Below are 13,681 nucleotides of genomic sequence, written 5' to 3'. Positions count from 1 at the left end.
GTCAGTGGCACTCGGCGATGTTCGGCGGCGCCGACAGGAAGGGGCGCAGCTCCAGCCACTCGTGGATCGGCTTGCCGCCCGCGCCGGGGGCCGCCGAGAGCTCCCCGGCCAGCTCGACGGCGCGCTCGTAGCTGTCCACGTCGATCACCATCCACCCGGCGATCAGGTCCTTCGTCTCGGCGAAGGGGCCGTCGGTGACCGGCGGGCGGCCCTCGCCGTCGTAGCGGACCCAGGTGCCCTCGGGAGCGAGCGCCTGACCGTCGACGTACTCGCCGGTCCCCTCCAGCCGTGCCGCGAAGTCGCTCATGTACTGGATGTGGGCCGAGATCTCCTCCGGCGACCACTGGTCCATGGGGACGTCGTTGGCCGCGGCCGGGGCGCCGCGGTAGTGCTTGAGAAGCAGGTACTTGGCCATGGTGGTCTCCTCGGTGCTGTGCGGCCCATTCTGGCCGCGGTCACTGAGGAGACGGAGCAGGGCACGGGTTCTCGACATCACCGCCGGAGATTATTTCCGCGGCTTTCGAGGGGCCGCGAACGCCGCGCTGCGGGCGCCTCGGCGGAAGGAACGACTTCGGTGCGCGCCGGGGCTCGGAAGCCTCGGTGCGCACCGAAGGTGATCAGACTGGTCCGGCCGGGTCCGGCTGGTCAGGCCGGGTCCGGTCCGGTCAGCAGGTGGGGATGCGGTTCAGGTTCGCGGCGTAGCGGGCGGAGATCCAGCCGCGGCCGTCGGCGAGCTTGTACCAGATGGAGTTGCCGTCGACCGAGGTGCCGTTGGTCTTGCACATCACCTGGACCTGGGCGCCGTGCTTGATCACGCCGGTCTTCCCGTAGTGGGTGCCGGGGCCGGTGCGGACGTGCAGCTTGTCGCTGACGATGCGGGCCATCGGCTTGCCGGGCTTGTTGCCCTTCCCGCCGTGGTCCTTCCCGCCGTGGTCCTTGCCACCGTGGTCCTTACCGCCGTGGTCCTTGCCGCACTTGCACTTGCCGGGCTTGCCCTGGTCGCCCTTCGGGCCCTTCGGACCCCTCGGACCCTGGTCTCCCTTGGGTCCGCCCGGTCCGCGGTCGCCCTTCGGTCCGCCGGGGCCCTGGTCGCCCTTCGGTCCGCCCGGTCCGCGCGATCCCGTCGGTCCGGCCGGGCCGGTGTTTCCGCGGTCGCCCCGGTCTCCCTTGTCACCCTTGTCGCCCTTGGGTCCGCCGGCCGGACCGGTGTCTCCCTTGGGGCCCTGGGGTCCGCCCGGTCCGGGTACTCCCGCCGGTCCCGTCGGGCCGGGGTTGCCCGTGTTGCCCGTGTCGCCCTTCGGGCCCGGTGCACCGGTGTCGCCCTTCGGGCCGCCCGCCGGTCCCGTGTCGCCCCTCGGACCGGGGGCTCCGGTGTCGCCCTTCGGGCCCGGGGGGCCTCCGGCCGGTCCCGTGTCGCCCCTCGGGCCCTGGGGGCCGGCGTCGCCCTTCGGTCCCTGGTCGCCCCTGGGGCCCTGCGGCCCGCGGTCGCCCTTCTCGCCGCGGTCCCCCTTCTCGCCGCGGTCGCCGCGGTCCCCGCGGTCGCCCTTCTCGCCGCGCTCGCCCTGGTCCCCCTTGTCCCCCTTGTCGCCCTTGGGGCCGGGGCGGCCCGGCTTGCCGTGGTGGCCGGGCTTTCCGTCGTGGCCCGGCTTCCCGTCGTGCCCGTCCTGACCGTCGTCGCCCCTGGGCCCCGTCACCGGGGTGGACACCGCGTACAGACCGGGCGAGGACCCGGCCCCGGCCGCCCACTCGCCGCCGTCGAGCGTCGTGCCCTCGGGAGCGTCCGCGTCCACCCGTACGAGTACGCCCAGCCGGGTGCCGCTCTCCGCCGGGAAGGAGAAGCCCGCGCGGGTGGCGGCGTCGCAGGTGAGCTGCCGTGCGTCGCCCGAGCGGGTGCAGGACGCCCCGGCGCGGTCGCCGTTCCAGTAGAAGCGGGCCTCGGGGAAGGTCGTCCGCTCCGGCGCGGTGATCCGGAAGCTGCTGCTGAGCGCCGGATCGCCGCCGGTCTCCGCCACGATCACCACGCGGCCGGTCTTTCCGGCGGCGATCGAGGGGACGTACGGCTGGGAGAACCGGATGTGCGGCGAGTCGGCGGCGAAGGCCGGCCCGGCCGGCAGCAGGCAGGTCGCGGTGACGGCCGCGACGACCAGGGCGGCCGACGTGCAGCGGGAAGCAGACAAGGGTGTTTCCTCCGCGAGGAAAGGCGACGGAACCGGAGGGCGACCGCCGAATGCGGTCTTCCGGTGGACAAAAATCCCAACACCAGTTAAAAGCTGAAAATGCGGCCCACGTGTGACCGACGCGTAACCGGTCACTCGGCAGCCGCGTGAATCCCTCCGCCGACCCGCACCAGGACGTACGCCGCCTCGCGCGCCCGCACCGCCGCCCCCGGGCCCGGTTCCAGGGCCGCGACCGCCGTCGCCCCCTCGACCAGCAGCAGCAGGTGCTCCGCCAGGGCCTCCCGGCCCGGACCGGCGATGCCGGCCAGCAGCGCCCGTAGCTCCGCCTTGTGGCGGCGTACGACGTCCAGCACTCCGGCGGGGCCCGTCCCCAGCTCCCCGTACGCGTTCAGGAAGGCGCAGCCGCGGAAGTCCGGCTCCGAGAACCACCGCGCGAGCCACTCGAAGAGCGCCCCGACGGGGTCGTCCTGCCCCGCGACCGCTGCCCTCAGGCTCGCCGTCCAGCGGCGGTCGCGGCGCTCCAGGTAGGCGGTGACCAGGGATTCCTTGGCCGGGTAGAGGCGGTAGAGCCGCTTGAGCGGGATGCCCGACTCCGTGCGGATGCGGTCCATGCCCACGGCCTGGACGCCTTCGGCGTAGAACAGCGTCTCCGCGGCGTCCAGCAGGCGGGTTCGGGCCTCTTCGTCGTCCATCGGGGCAGCGGGCGTGAAGGCAGCGTCCAGTCCAGCCGATGACGAGAGGTGTCCCACCGTGACCGCCACTCCTTCCCCCGTGCGACCGCCGCTGCCGCCCTTCACCGAGGAGTCGGCCCGCGCCAAGGTGCAGGCCGCCGAGGACGCCTGGACAGCCGCGACCCCGAACGCGTCGCCCTCGCCTACACCGAGGACTCCGCCTGGCGGAACCGCGACCGCTTCCTGAACGGGCGCGCCGAGATCCGCGCCTTCCTCGCCGACAAGTGGGAGCGCGAGCTGGAGTACCGGCTGCGCAAGGAGCTGTGGGCGTACACGGACAACCGCATCTCGGTGCGCTTCACGTACGAATGGCACGATGTGGGCGGCCAGTGGTGGCGCAGCCACGGCAACGAGCAGTGGGAGTTCGACGCCGCGGGCCTGATGCGCCGCCGCGAGGCCAGCATCAACGACGTCCCGATCGAGGAGTCGGACCGCCGCCTCTGAGACCGAAGGCGATTACGGTGCGCAACCCTCTCCCCAGCCCGCGGAGTTATGCTGGCGGGGACCCCTGGGGAGGCAACGTGACCGAGCGCAAACCGCCTGGCGTGAGCTTCGAATCCTTCGTGGACCGCCAGATCAGGCGGGCCGAGGAGAGCGGCGAGATCGAGGCCCTGCCCGGCTTCGGCAAGCCCCTGGCCTCGCTCGACGCCCCGTACGACGAGCTCTGGTGGATCAAGGGCAAACTGCACCGCGAGGGCTTCGCGGTCCTCCCGCCGGCGCTCGCGCTCCGCAAGGAGGCGGAGGACGCCCGGGAGGCGGTCAAGGCCGCCCGCACCGAACGGCAGGTCCGCGACCTCCTCACGGAGGTCAACGACAAGATCCGCGCGGCCCTGCGCAGGCCCCCGCCCGGCCCCCCGCTGAACCTCAAGGAATTCGACGTCGAAGCCGAACTCGCGCAGTGGCGGGAGTCCCGGGAAGCCCGCTAGGCCGTGCCTTCCGGCCCGGGGTCAGCTGGCCCGCGACGAGCGCCGCCAGGGCGAGGCCGAATCCGGCGAGTTGGCCCGCGGTGAAGGCCTCGCCGAGCAGCAGCGCCCCGATGACCGCGGCGACCAGTGGTGACAGCAGGACGAGCATGGCCGTCGCGGTGACCGGAAGGCGCCCGAGGCCGCGGAACCACAGCACCTGGGCGATGAAGCCGCCCACGGTGCCGAGCCACAGGTACCCGGCCACCGCGGACCCGTCGAGGTGCGGGGGAGCCCCTTCGAAGACGGCGGCGAGCGGGAGCAGGACGAGTCCGCCGGCCGTGAGCTGCCAGCCGGCGAGCGCCGCCGGGCCGACTCCGGCGGGACGCCCCCAGTGTTTGGTGAGTACGATCCCCAGTGCCATCGACCCGGCCCCGGCGAGCCCCGCGAGGACCCCGACCCCGTCGAGCCGCGCGTTCGGTCCGAGGATCACGAGCCCGACGCCGACCACTCCGGCGACACCCCAGCCGATCCGCCAGGCCGAGGCCCGTTCCCGCAGCACCACCACCGCGAGCCCCGCGACCATGATCGGCTGGACGGCGGCGAGGGTCCCCGCGACACCGCCGGGAAGCAGCTCGGCGGCCACGAACAGGAACGCGTAGACGGCGCTGATGTTGAGGGTGCCGAGCACGGCCGCCTTCCACCACCACGCACCGCGCGGCAGTACCCGGGCGACCAGCACGAGAAGCAGCCCGCCGGGCAGCGACCGCAGCACAGCGGCGAACAACGGGTGGCCGGGCGGCAGGAGTTCGGTCGTCACCGCGTACGTGGTCCCCCAGGCGGCCGGCGCGAGCGCGGTGGCGGCGATCAGCGCGACCGTGCCGCCGGCCCGGCGCCGCACGGCCGCGGAGCGTGTGGTGGGCGCGGGCGACGGGATCTGCTGCCGGGGCGGGGAAGTGGTCATGCGGGAAGTCTCGGCCCGCCACGATCCATGCGTCCAAGACATGATTGTCATCGAACCGATCGCGGAAGAAGATGGATCACGTGGAACTCCGACAGCTCCGGTACGTCGTCGCCGTCGCGGAGACCCGGAACTTCACCCGGGCCGCCGCGCGTTGTTTCGTCGCCCAATCGGCGTTGAGCCGCCAGATCGGGAACCTGGAGCGCGAGCTGGGGGCCAAGCTGTTCGCCCGGACCAGCCGGCGGGTGGAGCTCACACCGGCAGGCGAGGCCTTCCTCGTCGGCGCGCGGCAGTGCCTGGAGGCCGCCGAGCGGGCCGTGACCGACGCGGCCGCGGCGGTGGGCGAGGTCCGGGGGCGGCTGCTGATCGGGACCATCCCCACGGTGGTCGCGGTCGACATCGCCGAGGTGCTCCAGCGGTTCCGCGAGCGGCATCCCCAGGTGCGGGTGGGTCTGCACGTCGGCGCCAGTGACGCCATGACGGCCGAGGTCGCCGCCGGTGACCTGGACGTGGCCTTCCTCGGCCTGCCGGCCGGCCACGAGCCACAGGGCGTCGCCGCGCTGGAACTGGCCCGGGAACAGCTCGTCGCCGTGGTCTCGCCCACGCACGCACTCGCGGACCGCGACCGGGTCAGCCTCCGCCAACTCGCCGCTTCCCCCTTCGCCGACTTCCCGGCCGGCTCCCCGGGCCGGGTGCAGAGCGACCGGGCCTTCGAAGCGGCGGAGTTGGAGCGCGAAGTCGCCTACGAAATGATGTCCGTCGACCTGATGACGCGCATCGTCGGCCGAGACCTCGCCGTCGCCCTCCTCCCCGCCGCCATTGTCCGGAGCAATCCGTCCGTCCGCGCCCTCCCCCTCACCGACGGGCCGAGCCGCGTCGAATACCTCGTCTGGAGCAGCTTCAACCCGACACCCGCGACCAGGGCGTTCCTCTCCACGCTCCGGCCCTGACACGGCCGCGGTGAGCGGTCAGAAGCCCTCGTAGGCCGTGAAGGGCTTGGACGGCGCAGTCTGCGACCCGTAGCGGGCGCCGATGAGCCGGTCCCCGTACGGGAAGAGCGTGTCCACCGTGTCGTGGTCCTCGGGGAAGCTGCGGGCGTCGCGCTGTTTGCCCGTGGCGGCGTCCAGGACACGGACGCCGTGGTGGGAGCTGCGGGCGCGCGAGGTGAGGACGGTGAGTTTCCCTTCCTGGGGGAGGACGTGGTAGCCGGTGTCGCCGTCGAGGCGGTCGTCGGCGCTGGTTCCGCCCCAGACCGGCTCTCCGGTGGCCAGGTCGAAGGCGGTCAGGCGGTAGGTGTTGTCACGGCTGCGCTGCCCCTGGTGGAAGGTCGAGGTGTAGAGCCTGCTTTCGTCCACCGCCGCTTGCAGTCGGTCGTTGAGCCGAATCTGACCGTAGTCACCACTGAAATCGATCGGCGGGTTCGGGCGGCCGTCGCCGCCGAAGGAGAAGTAGGCCCCGGAATCGGAGTCGCCCGAGGACGAGGCGGCCACGACCAACGGGTCGGCCGAGACGAACTCCGCACGGGCGTCCCAGCGGATGGGCTTGCGGCCCCCGAGCGGGGCGGACCACAGGAGCGCGCCGGTGGCCGGGTCGAAGGCGGCGACCTGGCGCTCGGCGTCCCTCGGGACCTTGTCGCCCCAGGGGTTGTCGGTGCCACCGCAGGCGAGGAGGGCGGCGACCTGGCGCTCGGCCACCATGGTCCTGCCCGGGACGCAGCCCTTGGGCAGGGCCGCCTTCCAGCGCGGCTGCCCGCTGCGCACGTCCACGGCCTGCAGCTCGCCCTGCGTGAGGAACACGGCGATGCCGCTGCCGGCGGACACCGGAGAGGACTGGAAGCGGCGGAGCCCGTGCAGACTGTCGGAAAGAGGGGCCTGCCAGATCTCGCGGCCGCTCTTCATGTCGATCGCGACGGTCGTGGCACAGAACTCGCCCTTGGCGGAGGCGGCGGCGCCCTCCCCGTCGCGGGTGAGGACCAGCACCGAGCCGGCGGTGTCGGCGGTGACGTGGCACACCGCCGAGCGGCCGGGCGGCACGTACTCCCAACTCCGCTCGCCGGTCCGGGCGTCGTACCCGCTCACCGCGTCGAAGCGGCTGCGGACCAGGGTGTCGCCGGACAGCCAGGCCCCGTTGCCGTGCTGTTCGGCCTTGCGGTCCGCGGGGGTGTCCCAGACGGCTCCCATCTCCTCGGCGTCAAAGGAGAAGCACCCGGCGGCGAGTGAGCAGAGGGCGACCAAGGCCGCCGCCCTCAAGGCCAGGGCGCGCCTGGTCCGTCCGCCGGACCCCACGCCGTTCACCTGCGCGTCCATGTCCCCGCTCCCCCCGAGCGTGCCACCGTCAACGGTCCGCAGGACTCCCCGCGTTCCTCGGCGGCGATCACCATAGAGGGGCCGGCCCGCCTGCCCGCCCGCCTGCCTGCCCGCCCACCTGCCCGGCCGACCGGCCGGGCGAACGAGCTGGAAGCGCTGGCTGCGGCTACCGTGCGTCAATGATGGTCGAAATAGGCGGTTCATCCCATGATCGGCAGTGGTGGCGACGGGTTCCCTGGTGGCTCGCCCTGCTGCTCGGGGCGGTCTGCGTCTGCCTCGGGGCGACGATCGCGCTGAGGCCGTTCGCCTCGCTCGCGGTGCTGCGGGCACTGGTCGTCGCAGCGCTGGCGGTCACCGGCGTCGCGGACCTCGCGGCGGCGGCCCGGTCGGCGCGGACACCGGCGCCGCGCTGGACTGCGGTCGCGGGTGCGGTCTGGCTCGCCGCCGCAGCACTGGTCGCCGGCTACCCGGGGCCGTCGCTCGACGCCCTGGCCCTGATCGTCGGCGTGGCGCTGGTGGCCGGCGGTCTCGCGCGCCTGGTGGCCGCCCTGCGCACCGCCGGGGACGAGCGGGCGGCCGCCCTGCTCGGAGCGCTGGCCGCGACGGGGTGCGGCGCTCTGGCGTTGGCGTGGCCGGACGTCACGCTCCTCGTCGTCGCCACGGCCTTCGGTGCGGGGATGTTCCTGTACGGCTGCGCACGCGTCCTGGACGGCCTGCGCGCGGTGCGCGGAGCCGAAGAGCCCCGGCCCCGGCGACGGTTGAGGGGATGGCCGCGGACGGCCGCGATGGCCTGCGCGCTCCTCGCCACCCTCGGGCTGACGGCGGTCAGCGCGAGCCTGCACCGGGGCGCGCCGTCACCGGGGGCGGAGGACGTCGTGCTGACGCCAGCGACCGGCATCGAGGAGGTGCTTGCAGCGACCTCAGCTATCGCCCATTAGATCAACGGCAGGCGCCGTCACCTGATCTGCCATATCCGGGGTGAAGACCCCCCAATGCAAGCGAACGGCGTACAGACTTGCAGATCACACGGGACGCGGGATCGATTCTTCTTGCGCTGAATGGGTGGCACGACGGATTGCTATCGGTTGACCGGGCATGCTGAATTCCCAGCCATCACAAAACTTGTGAGGTCGAGATGAGACGTTTCCGAATCCCCGCCATGACATCAGCCATCGCAGTGCTTGTCATCGGTGCCACGATCCCCTCTGCGGGTGGACAAGAAAATGCGGAACCAAAGCCCGCCAGGGCTAGCGTGATGGCGGCCCACTCTCAGCACAGGGGTAGCCCCGTCGTTGTTCCTGGTGGAGAATCCCGTACTGCTGTGGTCAACTGCCCGTCAGGTCAAGTCCCAACGGGGGGAGGTGGCGGGGCGCCCGGGGGCGGCCACGAGCGTCTCTGGCTCTCCGATACGGAGCCCACCGCCCGCGGTTGGTCCGTCACCGCCGACAACACCGATTGGTTCCAGGATTGGACCCTGGTTGCCACCGTGATCTGCACGACAACACCCCACTCCAGGCACCTCGGCCCTAGTGTTCCTCTACGCCCAAGGGAACCCAACGTCAGTCGTGCGGTATGCCCGGCTGGCCAGGTTGTCAGCGGAGGAGGCGCCACAACCACAGGCCCGCACTCAAGGCTGAGCGGCTCGGCTGACGAGGGGGACCGCTGGTTCGCTCGTGGTATCCAAATCACCGGCCTCACCGAAAGCCTGACACCCGTTGCTGTGTGCTCGACTGCATTCCACAGTTCTCACACAGGGCCGCCTGTACGCCTGTTGCCCAATCAGTTTCGCGACGCCACCGTAACTTGCCCGTTGGGGAGCGTTCCAACGGGTGGAGGAGGCCTCGGCATGGGAACCATGTTTACCCGCTCGAACCCCAACAGCAACGGTTGGACTGTCCAGGCCGCAAACGACAGCAACGTTGAACGAACCCTGTCCGCTGTAGTGGTCTGCACTATCCCCTAATCGGGCGTGCCCGAGCAAGAACTCAGGGACGGAACTGAGCTGGCGGGTCACCACAAGGTCAACGGGAGGCCTGCCTGCTCGGCTGCGTGGATACGTTCGTCGATCTGCTCGGCAGTTTCTCCGGCGCCCAGGCCTGCGCGGATGGCGTCTGCGATGGCGCGGGTGCGTCCGGCGGCCCCTCGCAGGTCGGCCAGCGGGCCGCCCGGGTCCCGGTGTCGCTGGGCCCACTCCGTGCGGTTCTCCGCGGTGGTGCCCAGCCGCATGTGTGCGGGATTCGAGCAGACGTGGCTGTCGCACTGGTGGCACAGAATCGGGTCTTCGGTGCCCGACCAGCCGAGCCTGGGAATCACGCCCCGTGTGAGCTGGAAGGCGAAGAGGTGGGCGGGGGCCGTGCCGCGGCGGGACTTCCCCGGCAGGCTCGCAGCGCGGTAGGAACCGTGCCCGGTGGAGCTGACCGCCCCCAGCCAGGGCCAGCACTGGTCATCTCGCCGCGGGTAGCGCTTGGCCTCGAAGCGGGCCACGATGCCCGGATTCTCCAGCCAGGACCGCCAGAGTTCGGCAGGGACCCGGACCGGCTGAGGGGCTCCGAGGAGGGTGAGTTGCTCATCAGCGCGGCGCCCGGCGGTCGGAGCCGTCGGAAGGCCGTCAAGAGGCAGCGGATCCCCGGGGCTGATCGTCACCCGTTCTCCCCTCCGGCTGAGAGACACCACAACCGTGAGGGGTAACGACCTCAATCGCTTCCAGTGGCGCGAGCAGGTAGGCCCAATGTCCTCGACTGAGAGCTTCTACAACACTCGGGAGAAGAACACCCCGCGCATGTTCACCGACATCAGCCGGTCCCACTCCTCGACGGTGGTGTCGAGGATGGTCTTGGCGAACTCGATCCCGGCGTTGTTGACCAGGACGTCCACCCCGCCGTGCTCCGCGACGGTGTGCGCGACGAGTGCGGCGACCTCGGTCTCGTCGCTCACGTCGGTGCGGACGTAGCACCCGCCGAGCTCCGCGGCCTCCCGGGTGGCGTCCAGGACGTCCGCGAGGACCACGCGCGCGCCCTCCTTCGCGAACCGCTCCGCGATGGCGAGTCCGAGCCCCTGCTTGGCCCCGGTGACGACTGCTGTCTTTCCGGCGAGCAACATGTCGGCCAGCGTACTGAATGTCACGTTTTGAATGTCACGTTGTGAAGGTCAGGGTCTGGGCGCCCCCAGTGCGGTCAGGGCCTCGGTGACGCGGTCCGCCTGGTGGGTGGCGCCGCGGAGGTTGGGGTGGAGGACGGTGCAGGCCTCGCCCCGGGCCGGGATGGAGCGGCAGAGCTCGGAGGGCGGGTCGCTCTGCTCGCCCGGCCCGGTCAGGCTGTCCTTGATCCCGTACATCCAGCGCTGCTCGCCGGTCGCGCACACCCCGTGCCCGGTGCTGGAGGAGTACGTGTCCACGTACGCCGCGCCGCCCCGCCGGGCCTGCTCCCGCAAGAGGGTGTTGAGCCGGCGCTCCAGGCTGTCGAGCCAGGGCATGTCGCCCTTGGCGACCGTTCCCAGCTGGTGCCAGGACCCCCAACCGCAGCCCGCGGACTCGTCCACGACGGCCGGATATCCGACGACCGCCACCCCGGCGCGCGGGGCGCGCGTGCGGATCTCCTTCAGCAGGGCCGCGAAGTCGGCCTCCAGCGCGGTGAACCGGGCGTCGAGTCCTGCGGCGCCCCCGCCCCGCACGTAGTGGTCGGTGCACGGTGTGCCCGTACCGAAAGAGGCCAGGCCCCGCTTCACGCAGGCCTCGACGATCTCGGAGAAGCCCACGGAGTTGCCTCCGGCGCCGACGGTGACGAGATCGGCGGCTGCCGTAACGGCCTTGATCTGCGCCGGTTTGGCGGTCCATCCGCCTGGTGGGGGCACGGATGGTGGCCCCTTCAGCTCGGACTGCGGACCCAGCAGCCCCGCTCCGACCTCGGCGGCGGAGCAGGTGACATCGGTGAGCTTCAACTTCAGCCGCCGCGCGGCCTGGTGTGGATAGTCCTGCTCGGAGCGGCCGCATCCGTCGGTGTTCCAGGGGCGCACGAAGGAGGCGGCGCTGTAGGAGTCCCCGAGGGCGACGTAGGAGAGAGGGGCGGCGGGTGCCTGCGGCACGAGGGCGGTGGCGAAGACGGCTGCCGCGGCGGCGGCGGTGGTGAGGGTGAGACGCATCATGACGGCGGTGCCTTCGGCTCGGGCGCCGCGGCTCTTCCGCAGCGCACATCACCAAAAGTAGCCGACATGACTACGGAGAGTAATATCCTGGGCCTTTGTTCGTTCGATCGAGTGAACGGAGGGGCTAGGCCCCCCGGTGGGCCTGGGTGATCAGGTCCGTTGCGACCTCCAGGGCGGCCTGGCGGGTCTCCTCCGGGTCCCCCTCCACGTGCTGGAGGAACATCATTCCCGCGTGCAGGGTGAACAGGGCGCTCACGCACCGCACTTGGTCGGTCAGCGGGGCATCTTCCTGGCCGGTCCGGAGCAGCTCCACCAGGGCGAAGAGGCGCTTCTTCACCGTCTCGCCGATGCTCAGCTCCCGCAGCGAAGCCTGGTTCTCCTGCATGAAGCGGTACAGCGACGCGCCGCCCGCCATCGCCTCGCTGTAGCGGCGCAGGACCTCCCGCTTCATCTCCAGCGTGCGCGGCTGCTCCTCCGCCCACTGGATCAGCTCGTCGATCGGCCGGGTGAGGTCGTCGAACAGGCTGATGATGATGTCTTCCTTGGTCTTGAAGTGGTAGTACAGCGCCGCCTTCGTGACCCCCAGCCGCTCCGCGATCTCCCGCAGCGACGTCTTCTCGTACCCCTGCTCGGCGAAGAGCTCCAGTGCGACGTCCTGGATGCGCTGCCGCGTGTCGCCGCGGCGCTGCTGCGGACTGCTGCTGGACATGACTCTCCCCTGACTACTTACTTGACGCCCGGCTAGTTACGGGTCTACCTTCCCCAGTGTAGTGAACTAGCCGGTCGGCAAGTAAGTCCCACGGCCGGTGCGTATGCGCCAGGGGAGTGGAACATGGTGGAAAAGACGAAGAAGGCGGACACCTCGGAGGAGGTGAAGCCGCGCAGCGTGCGGGTCGTCCTGATGGCGCTCATGATCGCGATGCTGCTGGCCATGCTCGACAACATGATCATCGGTACGGCCATGCCCACGATCGTCGGCGAACTCGGCGGCCTGGAACACCTCTCCTGGGTCGTCACCGCCTACACCCTGGCCACGGCCGCCTCCACTCCCATCTGGGGCAAGATCGGCGACATGTACGGGCGGAAGGGCTCCTTCCTCACCTCGATCGTCATCTTCCTGATCGGCTCCGCGCTCAGCGGCATGGCCCAGGACATGGGCCAGCTCATCGGCTTCCGCGCGATCCAGGGCCTCGGCGCGGGCGGCCTGATGGTCGGCGTCATGGCGATCATCGGCGACCTGATCCCGCCCCGCGAACGCGGCAAGTACCAGGGCATGATGGCCGGCGTGATGGCCCTCGCCATGATCGGCGGACCGCTGGTCGGCGGCACCATCACCGACCACATGGGCTGGCGCTGGTCCTTCTACATCAACCTCCCGCTCGGCGCCGTGGCCCTGGCCATGGTCACCGCGGTGCTGCACCTCCCGAAGAAGGTCCACGGGGAGCGCCCCAAGATCGACTACCTCGGCGCGGCGCTGCTCACCATCGGCATCACCTCCACCGTCCTCGTCACCACCTGGGGCGGCACCGAGTACGCGTGGGGTTCCGCCGAGATCGTCGGCCTGATCGCCGTCGGCATCGCCTCCATCGCCGGCTTCCTCTACGCCGAGACCAAGGCCGCCGACCCGGTCATGCCGCTGCACATCTTCCGCAGCCGCAACTTCGCCCTGATGTCCGTGATCGGCTTCCTGGCCGGCTTCGCGATGTTCGGCGGCGTGCTGTACCTGCCGCTCTTCCAGCAGTCGGTCCAGGGCGCCTCGGCCACCAACTCCGGCCTGCTCCTCCTGCCGATGCTGCTCGCGATGATGATCGTCTCGCTGATCGCGGGCCGGATCACCACCAACAGCGGCAAGTACAAGATGTTCCCGATCATGGGCGGCGGGCTCATGGTCGTCGGGCTCTTCCTGCTCGCGACCATGGACACCGGGACGAGCCGTCTGATGTCCGGCGTGTACATGGCGGTGCTGGGCGCCGGCCTCGGCTTCCTCATGCAGATCACGATGCTGGTCGCGCAGAACAGCGTCGAGATGAAGGACATGGGCGTCGCGTCCTCCTCGGCGACCCTGTTCCGTACGCTGGGCGGCTCCTTCGGCGTGGCGCTGATGGGGTCCCTGTTCACCAGTCAGGTCACCAGCACGATGACCGACCGGCTCGGTCCCGAGGCGGCGACCGCGGCGGGCTCGGCGCAGTTGGACGCGGCGAGTCTGGCGAAGCTGCCGGAGGTCGTGCGGGATGCGTACCAGCACGCGGTGGCCGCGGGTACGCACTCGGCGTTCCTGCTGGGTGCGGGGATCGCGGTGCTCGGCTTCGCGGCCGCCTGGTTCGTGAAGGAGGTTCCGCTGCGGGGGGCCGGGCCGGCGGGGGCCTCCGGCGGTGGGGGTCCGGCCAAGTCCGAGGCGGCTCCGGAGGCGGTGGTCGCGCACTGACCTGCGCACGCGTGGGTTGTCGGTGGGCCCGGCCCGGAG

General features: G+C 71.3%; 13 protein-coding genes and 1 pseudogene. 5 read left to right on the top strand and 9 right to left on the bottom strand.

Annotated features, from left to right (window positions below; all coding sequences use genetic code 11):
• Window position 1: 1 nt before the first annotated feature.
• The 3 genes from AC061S_RS33585 to AC061S_RS33575 all read right to left on the bottom strand — a co-directional run bounded on the left by AC061S_RS33585 (window position 2) and on the right by AC061S_RS33575 (window position 2,869).
• Window positions 2–415 (bottom strand): YciI family protein, encoded by a 414-nt coding sequence (locus AC061S_RS33585; protein WP_478689657.1) that lies wholly within the window; start codon window positions 413–415, stop codon window positions 2–4.
• A gap of 250 nt (window positions 416–665) precedes the next feature.
• Window positions 666–2,177: an SH3 domain-containing protein gene (locus AC061S_RS33580; RefSeq protein ID WP_478689656.1), complete on the bottom strand. Its 1,512-nt coding sequence runs from the start codon at window positions 2,175–2,177 to the stop codon at window positions 666–668.
• A 131-nt stretch (window positions 2,178–2,308) separates the two neighbouring features.
• Complete coding sequence (locus AC061S_RS33575; RefSeq protein WP_478689655.1) at window positions 2,309–2,869, bottom strand: TetR/AcrR family transcriptional regulator; 561 nt, start codon at window positions 2,867–2,869, stop codon at window positions 2,309–2,311.
• Window positions 2,870–2,927: 58 nt separating this feature from the next.
• On the opposite strand from AC061S_RS33575, the pseudogene AC061S_RS33570 reads away from it, so the two are divergent.
• Window positions 2,928–3,352, top strand: a pseudogene (locus tag AC061S_RS33570) (nuclear transport factor 2 family protein).
• 77 nt (window positions 3,353–3,429) lie between these two features.
• Window positions 3,430–3,834: a DnaJ family domain-containing protein gene (locus tag AC061S_RS33565; protein ID WP_478689654.1), complete on the top strand. Its 405-nt coding sequence runs from the start codon at window positions 3,430–3,432 to the stop codon at window positions 3,832–3,834.
• Here the strand turns inward: AC061S_RS33565 and AC061S_RS33560 are convergent.
• A complete protein-coding gene (locus AC061S_RS33560) occupies window positions 3,773–4,774 on the bottom strand; it encodes an EamA family transporter (RefSeq protein ID WP_478689653.1) in 1,002 nt (333 codons plus the stop codon). The genes AC061S_RS33565 and AC061S_RS33560 overlap by 62 nt on opposite strands.
• 80 nt (window positions 4,775–4,854) lie before the next feature.
• Between AC061S_RS33560 and AC061S_RS33555 the strand changes: the two genes are divergently transcribed.
• Window positions 4,855–5,721 (top strand): LysR family transcriptional regulator, encoded by an 867-nt coding sequence (locus tag AC061S_RS33555; protein WP_478689652.1) that lies wholly within the window; start codon window positions 4,855–4,857, stop codon window positions 5,719–5,721.
• Between the two features lie 18 nt (window positions 5,722–5,739).
• Here the strand turns inward: AC061S_RS33555 and AC061S_RS33550 are convergent, their stop codons facing one another.
• Window positions 5,740–7,077, bottom strand: a complete 1,338-nt coding sequence (locus AC061S_RS33550) for an outer membrane protein assembly factor BamB family protein (protein ID WP_478689651.1) — start codon at window positions 7,075–7,077, stop codon at window positions 5,740–5,742.
• A gap of 179 nt (window positions 7,078–7,256) precedes the next feature.
• Between AC061S_RS33550 and AC061S_RS33545 the strand changes: the two genes are divergently transcribed.
• Complete coding sequence (locus AC061S_RS33545; RefSeq protein ID WP_478689650.1) at window positions 7,257–8,015, top strand: DUF308 domain-containing protein; 759 nt, start codon at window positions 7,257–7,259, stop codon at window positions 8,013–8,015.
• Between the two features lie 1,072 nt (window positions 8,016–9,087).
• Here the strand turns inward: AC061S_RS33545 and AC061S_RS33540 are convergent.
• From AC061S_RS33540 to AC061S_RS33525, 4 genes are all read right to left on the bottom strand, one after another.
• Complete coding sequence (locus AC061S_RS33540; protein ID WP_478689649.1) at window positions 9,088–9,720, bottom strand: hypothetical protein; 633 nt, start codon at window positions 9,718–9,720, stop codon at window positions 9,088–9,090.
• 105 nt (window positions 9,721–9,825) lie between these two features.
• Window positions 9,826–10,200, bottom strand: coding sequence for an SDR family NAD(P)-dependent oxidoreductase (locus AC061S_RS33535; protein ID WP_478689648.1), 375 nt, complete (start codon window positions 10,198–10,200; stop codon window positions 9,826–9,828).
• Window positions 10,201–10,224: 24 nt separating this feature from the next.
• The gene (locus tag AC061S_RS33530) at window positions 10,225–11,217 is read right to left on the bottom strand and encodes an SGNH/GDSL hydrolase family protein (protein WP_478689647.1); all 993 of its coding nucleotides are present in this window, start codon (window positions 11,215–11,217) and stop codon (window positions 10,225–10,227) included.
• Between the two features lie 124 nt (window positions 11,218–11,341).
• Window positions 11,342–11,926 carry a TetR/AcrR family transcriptional regulator gene (locus AC061S_RS33525; protein ID WP_478689646.1) on the bottom strand — a complete coding sequence of 195 codons (585 nt, stop codon included), beginning with the start codon at window positions 11,924–11,926 and terminating at the stop codon, window positions 11,342–11,344.
• Between the two features lie 123 nt (window positions 11,927–12,049).
• Here AC061S_RS33525 and AC061S_RS33520 point away from each other — a divergent pair, with 123 nt between their 5' ends.
• Complete coding sequence (locus AC061S_RS33520; RefSeq protein WP_478689645.1) at window positions 12,050–13,642, top strand: MDR family MFS transporter; 1,593 nt, start codon at window positions 12,050–12,052, stop codon at window positions 13,640–13,642.
• The last annotated feature ends 39 nt before the right edge of the window (window positions 13,643–13,681 follow it).

It is taken from the genome of Streptomyces sp. CA189 (genome assembly GCF_056428985.1).
This window is presented reverse-complemented; position numbering and strand designations above follow the sequence as displayed.

What these genes read in the sequence shown, in the direction of transcription:
- AC061S_RS33525 (WP_478689646.1), bottom strand. Translation starts at nt 11,926, where the DNA reads ATGTCCAGCAGCAGTCCGCAGCAGCGCCGCGGCGACACGCGGCAGCGC.
- AC061S_RS33585 (WP_478689657.1), bottom strand. Translation starts at nt 415, where the DNA reads ATGGCCAAGTACCTGCTTCTCAAGCACTACCGCGGCGCCCCGGCCGCG.
- AC061S_RS33560 (WP_478689653.1), bottom strand. Translation starts at nt 4,774, where the DNA reads ATGACCACTTCCCCGCCCCGGCAGCAGATCCCGTCGCCCGCGCCCACC.
- AC061S_RS33575 (WP_478689655.1), bottom strand. Translation starts at nt 2,869, where the DNA reads ATGGACGACGAAGAGGCCCGAACCCGCCTGCTGGACGCCGCGGAGACG.
- AC061S_RS33550 (WP_478689651.1), bottom strand. Translation starts at nt 7,077, where the DNA reads ATGGACGCGCAGGTGAACGGCGTGGGGTCCGGCGGACGGACCAGGCGC.
- AC061S_RS33530 (WP_478689647.1), bottom strand. Translation starts at nt 11,217, where the DNA reads ATGATGCGTCTCACCCTCACCACCGCCGCCGCCGCGGCAGCCGTCTTC.
- AC061S_RS33545 (WP_478689650.1), top strand. Translation starts at nt 7,257, where the DNA reads ATGATGGTCGAAATAGGCGGTTCATCCCATGATCGGCAGTGGTGGCGA.
- AC061S_RS33520 (WP_478689645.1), top strand. Translation starts at nt 12,050, where the DNA reads ATGGTGGAAAAGACGAAGAAGGCGGACACCTCGGAGGAGGTGAAGCCG.